Below are 15,606 nucleotides of genomic sequence, written 5' to 3'. Positions count from 1 at the left end.
GGTGCTTTGAAACTTGTGCGCATCCCGAATGGGAGGTATCGAAATTTCAAAGCACAAGCCTATTTACTGAAGTTAATTTATTGTGTTTATCGGGGTTCTGGGGCGCCCGTTTGGCACTATTGGCCGCTGTAAATTGTTAAAATTGAGCGATAAACATCCCCATCTTGGGGCATGCATCGGGGCAGGCAGGAATATGCCTGTTTTGTGCCCCCTAAAAGTATAGCATAAACCAAATTAAATTGGTAATTTTACCTATTCAATCTACCCAATTACACACATGAGTGAAGTAGAAGATAAGCAATTAGCGAACGATTATTCAGCAAATAGCATCCAGGTACTGGAAGGACTCGAAGCAGTTCGAAAGCGCCCCGCTATGTACATTGGCGATATCGGCATTAAAGGGCTGCACCACCTGGTTTGGGAAGTAGTAGATAACTCCATTGATGAAGCTCTGGCCGGCCATTGTGACGAGATCAATGTACAGATCAATAAAGACAATTCGGTAACAGTGTCGGATAACGGCCGCGGCATACCAACAGACTTTCACCACAAGGAGGGGCGCTCGGCCCTCGAGGTTGTTATGACGGTGCTGCATGCCGGTGGTAAGTTTGACAAGGATACCTATAAGGTTTCCGGTGGTCTGCATGGGGTGGGTGTATCCTGCGTAAACGCGCTGTCCACGGACCTGCACGTTACCGTGCACCGCAACGGGAAAATATTTGAGCAGCACTACAACATTGGCGTGCCGGCCTACCCGGTGCGCGAGATCGGAACCACGGACAAGACCGGGACGATGGTGCAGTTCAAGCCAGACGATTCCATCTTCACTAGCTCCGAGTATAAGTATGATACCATTGCCAGTCGTTTACGCGAACTATCGTTCCTAAACAAGGGCATACGGATAAACCTGAGCGACCTACGCGAGATAGACGAGCAGGGAGTGCCTTTGAACGACTCTTTCCTGTCTGAAGGCGGTTTGAAGGAGTTTGTGGCTTACCTGGATGAAACCAGGGAAAACCTGATCCCGGAGCCTATTCATGTGGAGAGTGAGAAAAACGGGGTCCCGGTAGAGATCGCCCTGCAGTACAACACCTCCTATACCGAGAATATTTTCTCGTATGTGAACAACATCAACACCATAGAGGGCGGTACCCACGTGGCAGGTTTCCGCCGCGCCCTAACCCGCACACTTAAGGCCTACGCCGATAAGTCTGGCATGCTGGACAAGGTAAAGGTGGATATTGCCGGTGATGACTTTAGGGAGGGGTTAACTGCGGTTATATCGGTAAAGGTGCAGGAGCCGCAATTTGAAGGACAGACCAAAACCAAGCTGGGGAACTCAGAAGTTTCAGGTGCCGTGGATACGGCAGTTGGCGAAATGCTAAACCAGTACCTGGAAGAGAATCCGAAAGAGGCTCGTATTATCGTTCAGAAAGTGATTCTGGCTGCACAGGCCCGTTTTGCGGCCCGTAAGGCCAGGGAAATGGTGCAGCGTAAGAGCGTGCTTTCCAGCACCAGCCTGCCCGGTAAACTGGCCGACTGTTCTGACAGCAACCCCGAGAACTGCGAGATTTACCTGGTAGAGGGCGACTCAGCAGGTGGTTCTGCCAAGCAGGGGCGTAACCGTAAGTTTCAGGCAATTCTGCCTTTGCGCGGTAAGATCCTGAACGTGGAGAAGGCGCAGGAACACCGCATCTACGAGAATGAGGAGATCAAGAACATGATCACAGCACTGGGGGTTAGCTTTGGTACGCCAGAGGATGATAAGGCCCTGAACATGCTGAAGTTGCGTTACCATAAGGTGATCATCATGACGGATGCTGACGTGGACGGATCACACATCCGAACCCTGATCCTGACTTTCTTCTTCCGCTACATGCGCGACCTGATCGAAAACGGGTATGTATTCATTGCCCTGCCACCTTTATACCTTGTTAAAAAAGGTAAGGAAGAGCGTTATTGCTGGAGCGAGCAAGACCGTGCCGATGCCATCAGAGATTTAGGGAAAGGCAAGGAAGACAGCGTAAACGTGCAGCGTTATAAGGGACTTGGAGAGATGAACCCGGAGCAGCTGTGGAGCACCACCATGGACCCGGACACCCGAAGCCTGAAACGTGTGGATATTGAGTCGGCGGCCGAGGCAGATCATCTGTTCTCGATGCTGATGGGAGATGAAGTTGGCCCGCGACGCGACTTTATCGAACGCAATGCCAAGTACGCACGCGTAGACGTGTAAAAAAAAGGTTTGTACTTTAAAAAAAGAGCCGGCTGCAAAGCCGGCTCTTTTTGTTTTAGCAAAGTTCAGCACCGCAGGTATCCGACACCGGCCTAACAACCTCAACCCTTTGCTGTTTTCAGGTGTAAGAGATACAAACAGGAGAGATCTATGCAAAAAAAGACTAAACTTATACTTGGTACAGGGGCAGTGCTTTTGGGAGTGGCGCTGCTAAATTCCTGCAGCTCAACGCATGCCCCACTCGAAACAGTACCGAACGTTGACCTGTCCAAGTATACAGGTCGTTGGTATGAGATTGCCTCGCTGCCGCAACGGTTTGAGAAAGGGTGCCATTGCGTGTATGCGGAGTATAAACTAAATGAGGATGGGTATGTGGAAGTGTATAACAGCTGCCGCAAAGGAGGCCCCAACGGCGATCAGGAATCTGTGAAAGGAAAGGCTTTTCCGGTTGCAGGAAGCAACAACAGCAAGTTAAAAGTGCAGTTTTTCTGGCCCTTCAAAGGCGACTACTGGATCATTGAGCTGGACCCGGAATACCAGCATGTCCTTGTCGGGTCACCTGACCGCGAGAGCCTTTGGGTTCTGTCTCGCACGCCGGTTTTGGACCCTTCCATTTTTAACCTGATGGTGCAGCAAGCCAAAAGCAAAGGGTTCCCTGTTGAAAAACTGGAATTAATGGACCAGAGCTGTCATTAGCCAGCCTTCTGTTGGTTAAAGTATCACTTGCTTCTTACAGGTCATTTAGCGGAATAGCCTTTAACTCCTCTATGGGCCAATCTGCTAAGCTGGCACCGGCCTTATAAGCAGTTTCCATAAAATTCAGCAATTCCTGGTGAGGGTTGTGGAGGGTAATAAGCTCCTCGTAATTGAGCAGGGCCATGGGGCTGCCATTAGAATCCACCCATTTAGCCTGTTTCGGCTCCAGCGGCTCCAGATCAATACCCGCGGGAGAGGGGTAAGTATAGGAATAAATGGCCGGGAAGCGGACCTGTTCATCGCCGGGCCAAAAGCCGAAACTGATCACCTCATGCGAGTAAGCGTCTTTCTCCACCACGCTGGCTTCCTCGCGGAGTGGTATGCTTTTGCCTGAAAATCGTGTAACAGTCAGGTCCATGTGGTGCCAGTAGATGTGCACGGGGCATGTTTTGCCATAAAACCTGCCGCTAAACTCTTTCATCACCTGGTCTATGCAAACCAGCACGCGCCAATACCTGTTCACCTGCTCCGGCTTGTACGTAGCATGCGCTGTGTCTTTTGCAAAGGGTGTCGTGCTTTTTAAATCGTAGGGCTTGGCAAGTATCTGCACCTCGATTCCCAGATTTTCCAGAGCAGCCATCACCGAAGTATAAAATTCACTCACCCTCAAACCGTCATGCAGGTCAAAACTTTCCATTTTCCCGGTGCTGGTTTCAATGTTTAATCGGTGGGCTATAAAATCGAAGTCAACCTGAAAGGTGAAATTCTCATAGGGAATCGGACCCGAGCCTATGCCACGCGGGGTAACGAGCAGCGTCACGTTCCACCAGTGGTTGCGCCGGGGCATTAACTTTAGCTTTATCTTTCCGATAACCTGCATATACAGGTGCAGGGTTTCCTTGGTGGGTTCCCATTCCTCCAATGGCAGCGGCAGGAACTCGGGGTTAAATGATGGGTTGTTGTTTTCTGTCACCATACTCTGTGGGTTTTGTTATATGGTACGGAGTTATTAATTTTTTGTGTTTGGATGCCCACCTTAACGGTTTGTTTTCCCGGATAAAGGCGCAGTTATTAAAAAAGGTGCTTTTTAAAATCTAGGTGTATGTATAAAATGGTAAATTTAATGTTCCGTTAGCCAGTAAGGTAAAAAAGCTCAGCCACAGAAAGGAATAGCTATACTTTATACTTATATTTTGGTTTAATGTAACGCCGTTGGCCTTTACCGGGTAATTACAAGGTCTAAAAAAAACTGATAGCATGCTTGTCAATAAGGTCTCTGACCAGATAAAAAGAAGTAAATACATAAGCCGCGACCTGAGCTGGTTGCGCTTCAATTACCGCGTGCTGGACCAGGCGCGCGACACCAACAAAAGCTTTCTGGACAGGCTCAAGTTCCTGACCATCACTTCCTCTAACCTCGATGAGTTCTTCATGATCCGGGTGGGTAGCTTGTACAATTACCTCGATTACGGCAAGGAGCGCCTGGACTACTCGGGCCTGCGCGAGCTGCCCTTCCGTAAAAAGCTGCTCGATTATGCGCACCGCTATGTAAACGACCAGTACCTGACGTACAGCAGTGAATTGCAGCCTTTGTTCGAGAAGAACGGCTTCGATATCCTGAAAGTGGAGGACCTGACCGAGATCGAACAAAAGAAAGTAGACAGCTATTTCAAGAACACGATTTACCCCTTGCTAACCCCGATGGTGTACGACAACTACCACGGCTTTCCGCTGCTGATGAACCAGCTGCTTACTTTTGGCGTGGTAACGCGGGTAACGGATGAGATCAAAGCGCAGGACCGGGTTACGTTCGTGCAGATACCCCAGAACCTGGCGCGCTTCTACGAAATTAACCGCAAGGAAAAGATCATCTTCGTGCCTATTGAGGAAATAATCCGCTGGAAGATCAAGAAGCTTTTCCGCAACGTGGAGATCGTGTCTGCCAACCTCTTCCGCATTACCCGCAACGGCGATTTTACCCTGGAGGAATCAGATGACCTGGAGGCGGACTTTGTACAGGAGATCAAGGCCAAGCTTAAAACGCGTAAAAAAGGGCGGGTAGTGCGCCTGGAGATTGAGCGCAACCCGTCGCAGTTTATGCTCCGCATTCTGAAAGAGCGCTGGACCATCGACAATGCCAATATCTTCACGGTCAACAGCTTGATGGATTTGCGAGGCCTGTCTCAGATCATTAAGCACCGGCAGTTTAAGGACAGGGGCTTTAAGCAGCCGTCCTCGGTGTTGCCCCTTAGCCTGCCCAGCGATGGGGTAGATATGTTTGAGTACCTGAAGGAGCATGACGTGCTGCTGCACCACCCTTATAACAGCATGGAGCCGGTAGTGAGTCTGCTGGAACGGGCAGCCGAGGACCCTTCGGTGCTGGGGATCAAGCAAACCATTTACCGGCTGGCCGATCAGTCGCGCGTGACGGCGGCGCTGTTAAAGGCTGCGGAGAACGGCAAGCACGTTTCGGTGCTTTTTGAGGTGAAGGCCCGCTTCGATGAGGAGCGCAACATCAAGGAAGGCGAGCGCCTGGAGAAAGCCGGTTGTTTTGTGATCTACGGTATCAGCAAGTATAAAACGCATACCAAAATGATGATGATCATCCGCAAGGAAGGGGAGAAGGTGACGCGCTACGTGCACATTGGCAGCGGCAACTACAACGAGCAAACCGCGCGCCTTTACACGGACATCAGCCTGCTGACTACTAACGAGGTGTATGCCCACGACGTGTCGGAGTTCTTTAACGTGATTACAGGCCACTCCAGGCCCAACGACTACAAGTACCTGCTTACCTCGCCCAAGGGTTTGCGCCACCAACTGATCGAGTTGATCCGGCACGAGGCCCGCAACGCTAAAAAAGGGCTTAAAAGCGGGATCGTGATCAAGATAAACTCACTGGAGGATAGGGAGATCATCGATGAGATGTACAAAGCCTCCAAAGCGGGCGTACCCATCAAACTGATTGTGCGGGGCATCTGCTGCCTGCGGCCGGGCCGTGAGGATTTAAGTGAGAATATATCCGTTAAAAGTATAGTGGGGGAGTACTTGGAGCACACGCGGCTGTATTACTTCCATAACAACGGCGATCCTAAACTGTACAGCGGCAGCGCCGATTGCATGGTGCGCAGCTTTGACCGCAGGATTGAGGCCCTGTTCCTGATCGTGAACGAGGAGCTGAAAAAGGAAGCGGTGAACATGCTGTATTACAACCTGCTCGATAACCAGAATTCATACATTATGCGCGAGGATGGCACCTATGTAAAGAAGCGCACGGCGGTAAACGAGGAGGTAGTGGATGTGCACAAGCTCTTTTATAATAAGAATTACACCGAGCTGGAGCATGTGGAACTGGTCTAGTAACTTCTAAGCAAATTCCTGGCAGCAGCCGGCGTATAATTATTACACGCCGGCTGCCGGCTAATTTACTTCCCCTATAATAGCGCGTCCCGGGTGGAAACGCTCATAAAGGTCGTGCAGCATGCCGTCTTTTAAGCCTACCGAGGGCACCACCATACTTTCCAGCCTGGCCCACTTCATGGCAGACAGGTAGATCTCGGAGGCTGGCAGGATCACGTCGGCACGGTCGGGGTTCAGGAGCAGCTTCACGATGCGCTCCTGCATACTCATGGCCGTAATGCGGGCAGCCACTTCCTCAATCTGTTTCCTGAAAATGGGCTTGCCCCCAGACTTGCCCGATAGCTCATAGATCTTGTTGATGTTGCCACCGGTTCCTATGGCACGGGAGAGGTGGAACTTGCGGGCATTGGTTTCGATCCAGGCGCGCATGCTGTCCCAAAGCTCCGTGGAGTCGCGGTGGTGCATGTGGCGGATAGAGCCCTGCTCAAAAGAATGGGAGGCCATCTTCTCGCGGTTTACATAAATGTTGAACTCCGTGCTGCCGCCGCCCACGTCTATGTGCAGGTAGTTGCGCTCATCCAGGTAGTTAAAGATCACTTTGTTGATCAGGTCAGCCTCTCTCTCGCCATCGATCACATTTATCTCCATCCCAATCTCGGCCTTCACCCGCGCAATAATGGCAGCAGCGTTATCGGATGCGCGCATGGCAGAGGTGGCGCAAATCTGGTAATGGTCCACATCGTGCACATCCAGCAAGAGCTCGAAGGCTTTCAGGAGTTTTATAAATTTCTCGATTTTGGCTTCGCTGATTGTGCCCGATTTAAACACATCCTCACCAAAACGAATGGGGTAGCGCACATACTCCACTTTTTTAAAAATGACGTTTCCATTCTGGTGCAGTACGCTCGAAATCTGGCACCTGACCGCATTCGAACCGATATCTATAGCAGCTAACTTCAATTATCCGGGGTTTGTAAAAAAGAACATCGATGTAAATATAAAAAATTTAAGTAAAGAAAAATGAAGGCGCTACGTGATGTCATCCTTGCAAGGAATAAAATAACGTCTACATCGGCAGGAAGAGGGCCATATTTGGCGCAAAACGACACGGATAAAGGTAATACACGTATACCTTAACTTACAGCAGCTGACGCTGCGCAGGAACAGATTAATAAATCAATTTCCAAGATGATGAGAAAACCAAGAATGAGATATATACGCAGGAGACTGGCCAAGGGCATTCTTCCCTTGTTTGCCCCCCTGGCCCTGATTCCCTTTGCAACCCCCGTCGGTAAAACCACTTCGGCCCCGCTCAACGACCTGAAAAGGACAAAAGCGGCTATTTCCAATTACAAAGTGATGAAATTCAACCAGGTTGCCTACAACTTATACAGTGTGATGGGGCTGCAGGAAACCGGCCTTAAATTCGATGTGTTCGACAAAGCCCTCACCGGTTACTATAACATGAAGCGCAAAGACGAAGTGTCGGATAAAGCGGTGCTCACCATCGTGGACTTTACCAAATCATCCAATCAAAAGCGCTTGTGGGTAGTTGACCTGGATAAAAAGGAACTGCTCTTCAATACCTACGTGTCGCATGGGCGCAACTCCGGAGAAGAGTATGCCGAGCACTTTTCCAATAAGAATGAGTCGTTTATGAGTAGCATTGGCTTTTATGTAACCGAAGGTACTTATTACGGAAAACACGGGCTCTCGCTTAAGCTTAACGGCCTGGATGAGGGTTTTAACACCAACGCCCTGGACCGCTGCATTGTGATGCATGGGGCAGAATACGCCACCGAAGAGTTTATCGCGCAGGCCGGCCGCTTAGGGCGCAGTCTGGGGTGCCCAGCCATACCCATGGAAGAGCATGAGGATATCATTAAGGCAGTGGAAGGTGGGACAGCCCTGTACGTGCATGCCGCGTTCGATGCCTATACCTCCCAGTACCTGGACCATGCGGCAGCCATGGCTGAGCTGATCAGCGAAAACCAGAAACCTGTTCCGCCCGCTATGGCGTCTGCCACTTAATACTGCAGCCTACGCTTGGCTGCTGAGTGGCCTGGGCAGGCTTGTTATCCAGCAAAAGGTCGAGGGCTTTCCTTAAGTCTTGGCCTGTCACGGGCTTGTCGTTGCGGGGCCTGGCATCATCAAACCGGCCGTGGTAGGCCAGGCGCATGTTGCGGTCGTACACATAGAACTCCGGGGTGCATGCCGCCAGGTAGTTACGCGCCACCTGCTGGGTCTGGTCGTACAAGTACGGGAATGGAAAATGCAGTTGTGTTGCCAGCTTCTTCATCTCCTCTGGGCCGTCCTGTGGATAGGCCACGGCATCGTTGGCACTGATCGCCGCAAAGCTCACCCCCTTTGGTAAATATAATTCGGCAACCTGCAGTATACCTTGCAGCAGATGCTGTACATAAGGGCAGTGGTTACAGATAAACATGATCACGGTTGCTTTTGGCGAGGCAATGTCCTGCAGCGAAACAAGTCTGCCGCTAAGGGTGTCCAGCAAAGCAAAGTCGTGGGCTTTGGTGCCCAGGGCAATGGGAGTGGTTGTTTGTGCCATCTTATTATTATTATATGGTAATAAGTTTAGTGAAGGCTTCTCCTAAAATAGTTGTTTTAGTTGAAATAACAAACTTTCAGTACCTGGTGCCCGGGCACTAGCTTAGCCCTAACAGCGACCGTAAAGCGCGGTCAATTCTTTCAGGTGCCTTACCTGTTGTTCCGTAAACTGCTGCGGCTTCAGGCGCCATTCCCAGTTGCCGCTGCCGGTAGAGGGTTTGTTCATGATGGCCTCGGCCCCCAGGCGGAGCACGTCCTGCACCGGCAGCACAGCCAGTTGGGCCACAGAGCCCTGCACCAGGTGCATCATCACATCGGCCACGTTCTGCTTGTTCAGTTTATGGTTGCTGTACTCGCTCAAGCGCGCTTTGTCTTCCGCGCTGGCCATTTGCTCGTACCACCCCCTCACTGTGTTGTTATCATGGGTACCCGTATACACCACCCTGTTTCGGGCATGATTATGCGGTGCGTAGGGGTTGGATGAGATGTCCTCGCCAAAGGCGAAGAGCAGTACCAGCATGCCCGGCAGGTCAAACACTTCCATCAAATCCCTTACGGCCTCGTCTATCTCACCCAGGTCTTCCGCCACGATCGGCATGGGCTTAAATTTATCCCGGATGATGCCCAGAAGCTCGTGACCGGGTGTTTTCACCCATTTTCCGTTGATGGCGGTTTCCTCATCGGCAGGCACCTCCCAATATGCGGAGAAAGCCCGGAAATGATCCAGCCGCACCAAACCAAACAGGTCCAGGTTGTGTGCGATGCGGCGTACCCACCAGTCAAAGTCATGTTTTTTAAGCGTCTTCCAGTCAAACACGGGCGTACCCCAAAGCTGGCCGGTCTCGCTGAAATAATCTGGCGGCACTCCGGAAACAACGGTCGGACTACCAGCCTTGTCTAGTTTAAAGTAGGAAGGGTGCGTCCAGATGTCAGCGCTGTCGTGGCTCACATAAAAAGGCATATCCCCAAAAAACGTGATTCCCTTTTGTGCGCAGTAGGCCTTCAGTTTGTTCCACTGCCGGTAAAAAAGGAATTGAGTATACTTCTCGAATAGTACCTGGTCTCCCAGCTTCAGCTCCAGCTCCTCCACGTCAGCTTGTTTGCGATGCTTTATCTCCTGTGGCCAGTCAGTCCAGCTTACGTGTCCGAAATGATTCTTAAAAGCGGCGAAACGGGCATAGTCCTCCAACCAGCGGTGCTCTTTCTTCTGAAACTGTGTGAACTCCTTCCAGATCTGGTCGGGGAGTTCGGCGGTAAACAGTTCAAAAGAGCACTGAAGCATATCCGTTTTAAAGGCTGTAACCAACTCATAGTCTACCCTGCCCTCCGGAAAAGCATGTTCGGTTTTCAAGTCTTTCTCGCGCAGCAAACCCTCCTGGCGCAAAAGCTCCGGACTGATAAGCAGCGGGTTGCCGGCAAAGGCAGAGTGGCTGCTGTAAGGGGAGTTTCCCATGCCCTGCTCCGTTGGGTTCAGGGGGAGTATCTGCCAGTAACGCTGCCCGGCCTCCACCAACAGGTCGGCAAAGTGATAGGCTTCGGGGCCCAGGTCACCGATGCCAAAGCGGGAGGGAAGCGAGGTGATATGGAGCAGCAAACCGCTGCTGCGTTTAGGTATGATCATCATGCGGAAGCAGTTAAGAAAACAACAGGAAACGTTTTAAAAAGGTCGGACATCAGAAGCCGGCCTTTGGAAGAAACATCCTCCCGGCCGTAGACGTGGCTCCATTGTACCGGGGCTCCGGCTGGGAGTTCCAAAGCCGTATCAGCCCATATTTCGCCCAATGGCAGTTGGCTCTCCGATATCAGGCTTGTTAATAGCAAAGGCACCACCACCAGGGCCCATTGGTTCTGGTGATGCCGTGCGAAAGCCAATGCATTATCTTTGAACTGACCTGTAATCTTTAACGGGATATAGTCGCCGGAACTGAAGAGCTGCGGCATGTTGCTGCGGGTTCTCAGGGCTTTGTGCAGCAGGTACAGTTTTACCTGGCCTGATTCCGGGGTTGCCAACATCTCTTTCTGCAGGGCGTAGATGTTCTGGTTCTCCTGTTGCCTGATGCGCAACAGCAAATGCTGCCGCAGCCTGTAATCCACGGGGCGGCGGTTGTCGGGGTCTACCAGGCTCAGGTCCCAGAGTTCGTTCCCCTGGTAAATATCCGGTATGCCCGGGCAGGTTACTTTCAGCAGGGTCTGGCACAGGGCGTATAGCCAGCCGTAATGGGCAATTTTCCGAAAGAACGGTAGGAAAGATGCCTGGAAGCCCTCATCGTGCAGCAACAGCTTTTTTGCCAGCTCCTGCACCTCCGCCTCATATTGCTCGTTGGGCTCAGACCAGTCTGTGTTTGTTTTGGACTCGCGCAAGGCTTTCTGCAGGTATTCCTGTACCCGTTCTACAAGTGAGTGCGTTGCCTTTCCATCCAGGGGCAAGACCCCAAGCATCGTCTGAAAAACAAAGTACAGGTCATTTTCGGTAGGTTCCGAAGTATGGCTTTTGCTGATCTCGATCCATTCTCGAACATGCTTTTCCCATTCTTCCGGCAGCTCGCTTAACACGTTCAGGCGGATGCGTGCGCCCTCGCCCCGTTTGGTGTCGTGGGTGGCGGTGGCGTTGAGTGAGTGGGGGTATACACGTTGCCGGTGTACCATGCGCGCGTGGAATTCACCGGCGCCGATGTGAAAGATATCCGGACTGTTGCCCACTTCATTCAGCGATATCAGGCGGTTGTAATTATAAAACGTGGTATCCTCCACGCCTTTTGCAGCCAAAGGCCCTGTGAACTGCTGGCTGCGCATCACAAAGTATAGCTTGTGGTGTTGGGTGGTCTCATCGTCCTGGGGTGTAAGCGTGAACAGGGTGTGCAAATGATCCAGCTCCGCTTTCAGGTCAGGCGCCTGCTGGTGGGCTTCGGTAAAAGCGGTGTTCACTACCTGCATCTCACTCGCTGCCAAAGGAAAGCGGTTGCCGTAGATGCAGTACACCGGGAAAGACGCCAGTAGCACGGCCAGGGCCTTTTGCCACACATCCTTTGGCTCCAGGGGCACCAGGTGCCGCGCCTGCAGAATACGCAGCAGGTTTTGCAGTTCGCCCTGCATGTGGTTAGTCAGGATAAACATCTTTTTGTTGTATACCAGCTGCTCGTAATTGGCTGGGGCGGAAGGCACCAGGTTCCGGTAGACTTCGGTGAGCTTACGACGGCCCGGGGCAGACGTATACAGGTTGCTGACCCAGGCCAGAAAATCGTACCCGCTGCTGCCCTGTATCGGCCACCGCTCGGGCAGCTGTTCCTCTCCTTCCAGAATTTTCTCTACCACGATATACTGTTCTTCCCCAACCATCCGGCGCAGGCGTTTCAGGTAAGTGGAAGGGTCAAAAAGGCCGTCTACATGGTCGATGCGCAGGCCCTGAAACACACCCTGTTCACAAAGCTGTCGGATAAACTGGTGGTACTGTTCAAACACCTCCGGTTGTTCCATGCGCAGGCATATCAGGTCGTTAACCGTAAAGAAGCGGCGGTAGTTGATACGCTTCTTGGACTCCTGCCAGTGGCATAAGCGGAAATTCTGCAGCTGCAGCAACTGCCTCAGGCGGGCAGTATCCCCGTTAATGCGGTCCACTTCCTGCTGCAGGGCTTGCTGCAGCGGGGCTGTGGTGAAAAGGTCCTTTTTGAAGTTGTTCCAGGAGGCCGGGTTTATACTTTCCTCAGTGCCAAACAATACTATTTCTTTTAGGCAACGTTGCACCTCAACCGTTATTTCGGGTGCGCCGGAGAGCTGCAGCACCTGTTGCAGCAGAGGTTTATAGGTGGCGATACTGGCAGGATACGCGTTTTCGTAAAAGTTAATGGCCAAGCCGTCTTTGCTGAAGCTTACTGTCAGTTGCTTTTGCTCCAACACCCGGTCTAAGGACTCTCCCAAGAACGGCGCCATTACCTGGCCGGCAAAATCTGGGTGCTGAAAGTCGATGTCGAAAAAAGTGTAGAAATAGGATTGGGGGCCTTTCTCCAGCACATCCATCAGCCACACGTTAGCCGGGTGATAGGCCATGTGGTTGGGCACGATATCCTGCAGCCAGCCCATGCCCCTGCTTTTAAGTTCCTCCGCCAGCTGCGTCAACTCTAGCTTGTTGCCAACCTCGGGGTTTACATCGTAGGGCGCTGTTACATCGTAGCCGTGCGCACTGCCGGGCCGTGCACAGAAAATAGGGGAGGCGTAGATGGTGCTGATGCCCAGTTCCTGCAAATATGGAATAAGCTGGTGAACCTGCTGGAGGGTGAATTTTGAAAATATCTGAAACCGGTACGTGGCCGATGGAAGGTAGGTCATGCTTTTAAATTAAGGTTGTTGAAAAGGATTTCAAACTGGGTACACCAGGACGTAGCCGTCTGGTCTCCCTGCAGGCTACGCTTTTTAAGCTCCAGATACCCGTTCTGATGCATTCTGAAAGCGATGTTCTGTGCTTGCCAGTAATCCGCTTCCAGCTTTGAGCCTTTCAGAACCTGGAGAAGCGCGATCAGCAGGTTCATGGTTTCAGGGTTATCGGGTTGCAGCTGTACGTGCTGCATCAGTTCTTCTACGCGCTTCGAAACGGCAAACTCCAGCATTTTATAATGTAGTTTCACTTTCATGCGCTTTGCCTCGTCCAGCAGGCGGCTTATCTCCTCCGGGTCGGGTACTTCTGTTTCAAACTCGCGTAGCAGCCGGGTATTGATGATGTATTCTACGGTAGTTTGCAAAGGGCGTGGGAGCTTCATGCCAATCGATTTCATCGCCGACATGAGCGGGTAGTTATTATCGTAGAGTTGCTGAAAATCATTTTCCACGCCTGCCATGGTCTGTGCCAGCACCTGGTCGAGTATCTTCTTCTGGTCATCTTTAAACAAGTGCCAGAAAGAATAGCTGTGCGACTGAAAGTGCTTGTCCATGAGCATGATCACCTCGCTTACATTGCCTCGTTCAAATGCCGTTCTAAGCTCTAGCCCAAGTTTATTATACTCCTCCAGGCTCATAAACTCCCGCACCCCGCCAAACACCTGATGATCGCCTAGGTGCAGCACGCTGTAGGTAACCAGTATTTCTTCCCAGGTGATGTTCGATTTGATGCGGGCCCTGCCAAGAGAAAGCTTTTGCTTGCCTGCCTCCAGCACCTCATGTTGCTCCGATGTGGCTTTAAAGCTATATAACTCCAGTTCCGTTGCGTGCTCTGCAAAAAGCGATGAAACCGCATAATGGGCGCCTACCCGAAGCAAGTCGATCATGGTGGGTTTTACAATGTTCATGTAAGCGTCCGCTGCGGTACCCTGGTCGCTTAAGTTGCTTTTCGCCTGTGCCAGGTAAGTCAGCAACTCCGGTTCCAGGTCCAGTCCGCTTACCGCATGGGCCAGCTGAATTGCCCGGGCAGCATAGTATATGTCCTGCACGGTTTCGATGCCGGTCACCTCATCAAAGAACCAGCCGCAGCTGGTAAACAGGAGCAGGGTATGGTACTGCATTTCCATCAGTTTCAGAAAACGCACCTGCTCCTCCCTATTCAGCTCACGCGAGGTATGGCGCTTGATAAAATCCGTCACGTGCTGCTCCGAACGGTCCATGATCACCTGTATATAATCATTCCGCACTGCCCATGGGGCGCTGATACCCAGCTTTGCCATTTCCTGCTCGTACAAGGGTGCAAGTTTATCCCGGAGCATATCAAACGCTTCGCGGATGGGCTTTCGCCACTCCTGGTTCCAGCTGGGGTGCCCCCCGGTGTTGCAGCCGCAGTTGCTGCGCCAACGCTCTACCCCATGCACGCAGCTCCACGAGGTGTTCTCCAGGATCTCCGCCTCATACGTTGGCGGAAATTTCTCGAGGTACTCCCCGTAGATGGTGATCTGGGCCAGCGTTTCTTCCTCGATGTGGTGGAGCGCATAGGAAAGCGCCATTTCGCCGAAGCGGTGATGGTGCCCATAGGTCTCGCCGTCGGTGGCGATGTGCATGAGTTGCGGTTCTCTGCTGCTTTTGTCGAAGGAACTCACCAGGCGCTGGGCAAGGGTTTCGCCGCTGTTCAGTAGCCGCTCGAAGGCAATGCCCTGCGACACCGGGGCATCATAGAAAAATAAGTCAATGCTGGCACCGGAGGGGAGCGGACACCGGTAGGGCCGGCGCGGGTCGATGGTTCCTCCCTCCGCCTTCAGCCATTCTTTATCACCCATTTTCCGGTAGCGCCGGGCCTGGTACGGCGACAGCACCGTGAATTTGATGCCGTGTGCGGCAAGTACCTCCAGCGTGGCTGTGTCTGCCGCTGTTTCGGCCAGCCACATGCCTTCCGGGTCGCGACCAAAGCGCTTCTTAAAATCATGGATGCCCCAGATCACCTGCGTGTGCTTGTCGCGCTCATTCGCCAACGGCATGATGATATGGTTGTACACCTGGGCAAGAGCCGAGCCGTGGCCTGAGAAGTGCTTCATACTTTGCTGGTCGGCATCCAGTATGGCCTGATACGTGTCAGGGGCTTTGCGCTGCATCCACTCCAGTAGGGTAGGGCCAAAGTTGAAGCTCATGCTGCCATAGTTGTTCATGATGTCAACGATGTTGCCCTGCCCGTTTAGAATGCGTGAGGCAGAGTTGCGGGCATAGCACTCATCCGTGATCCGTTCATTCCAGTCGTGGTAGGGGGCCGCCGATTCCTGCAGCTCCACTTCGTTTAGCCAGGGGTTCTCGCGCGGGGGTTGGTAAAAGTGGCCGTGTATGCAGATAAAGTGGTTCAT

At 52.1% G+C, this 15,606-nt stretch carries 10 protein-coding genes; 4 read left to right on the top strand and 6 right to left on the bottom strand.

What is annotated here, in order from left to right; genetic code table 11:
* Positions 1 to 277: 277 nt before the first annotated feature.
* Both gyrB and AC4BAN_RS01820 read left to right on the top strand, forming a co-directional pair.
* On the top strand, positions 278 to 2,236 hold the full coding sequence (gyrB, locus tag AC4BAN_RS01825; RefSeq protein ID WP_490562657.1) for a DNA topoisomerase (ATP-hydrolyzing) subunit B: 1,959 nt from the start codon (positions 278 to 280) through the stop codon (positions 2,234 to 2,236).
* 150 nt (positions 2,237 to 2,386) lie between these two features.
* Positions 2,387 to 2,932, top strand: a complete 546-nt coding sequence (locus tag AC4BAN_RS01820; RefSeq protein ID WP_490562656.1) for a lipocalin family protein — start codon at positions 2,387 to 2,389, stop codon at positions 2,930 to 2,932.
* A gap of 34 nt (positions 2,933 to 2,966) precedes the next feature.
* On the opposite strand, the gene AC4BAN_RS01815 is transcribed toward AC4BAN_RS01820, so the two are convergent.
* Complete coding sequence (locus tag AC4BAN_RS01815) at positions 2,967 to 3,908, bottom strand: DUF5996 family protein (RefSeq protein ID WP_490562655.1); 942 nt, start codon at positions 3,906 to 3,908, stop codon at positions 2,967 to 2,969.
* Between the two features lie 281 nt (positions 3,909 to 4,189).
* Between AC4BAN_RS01815 and ppk1 the strand changes: the two genes are divergently transcribed.
* On the top strand, positions 4,190 to 6,292 hold the full coding sequence (gene ppk1, locus AC4BAN_RS01810) for a polyphosphate kinase 1 (protein ID WP_490562654.1): 2,103 nt from the start codon (positions 4,190 to 4,192) through the stop codon (positions 6,290 to 6,292).
* A 60-nt stretch (positions 6,293 to 6,352) separates the two neighbouring features.
* On the opposite strand, the gene AC4BAN_RS01805 is transcribed toward ppk1, so the two are convergent.
* Positions 6,353 to 7,252, bottom strand: coding sequence for a Ppx/GppA phosphatase family protein (locus AC4BAN_RS01805; RefSeq protein WP_490562653.1), 900 nt, complete (start codon positions 7,250 to 7,252; stop codon positions 6,353 to 6,355).
* Between the two features lie 246 nt (positions 7,253 to 7,498).
* Here AC4BAN_RS01805 and AC4BAN_RS01800 point away from each other — a divergent pair, with 246 nt between their 5' ends.
* Positions 7,499 to 8,323, top strand: a complete 825-nt coding sequence (locus AC4BAN_RS01800) for a murein L,D-transpeptidase catalytic domain family protein (protein WP_490562652.1) — start codon at positions 7,499 to 7,501, stop codon at positions 8,321 to 8,323.
* Here the strand turns inward: AC4BAN_RS01800 and AC4BAN_RS01795 are convergent.
* From AC4BAN_RS01795 to AC4BAN_RS01780, 4 genes are all read right to left on the bottom strand, one after another.
* Positions 8,304 to 8,861 (bottom strand): thioredoxin family protein, encoded by a 558-nt coding sequence (locus tag AC4BAN_RS01795; RefSeq protein WP_490562651.1) that lies wholly within the window; start codon positions 8,859 to 8,861, stop codon positions 8,304 to 8,306. The two genes, AC4BAN_RS01800 and AC4BAN_RS01795, sit on opposite strands and share 20 nt — an antisense overlap.
* A gap of 108 nt (positions 8,862 to 8,969) precedes the next feature.
* On the bottom strand, positions 8,970 to 10,484 hold the full coding sequence (malQ, locus tag AC4BAN_RS01790; RefSeq protein ID WP_490562650.1) for a 4-alpha-glucanotransferase: 1,515 nt from the start codon (positions 10,482 to 10,484) through the stop codon (positions 8,970 to 8,972).
* Positions 10,481 to 13,183, bottom strand: a complete 2,703-nt coding sequence (gene treY / locus AC4BAN_RS01785) for a malto-oligosyltrehalose synthase (RefSeq protein WP_490562649.1) — start codon at positions 13,181 to 13,183, stop codon at positions 10,481 to 10,483. The genes malQ and treY overlap by 4 nt, the downstream gene beginning before the upstream one ends.
* Complete coding sequence (locus AC4BAN_RS01780) at positions 13,180 to 15,606, bottom strand: DUF3536 domain-containing protein (RefSeq protein WP_490562648.1); 2,427 nt, start codon at positions 15,604 to 15,606, stop codon at positions 13,180 to 13,182. The genes treY and AC4BAN_RS01780 overlap by 4 nt, the downstream gene beginning before the upstream one ends.

Source organism: Pontibacter sp. GD13 (assembly GCF_058216355.1).
Note: the sequence above shows the minus strand (reverse complement) of the source record. Positions and strands in the feature narration are given on the sequence as shown.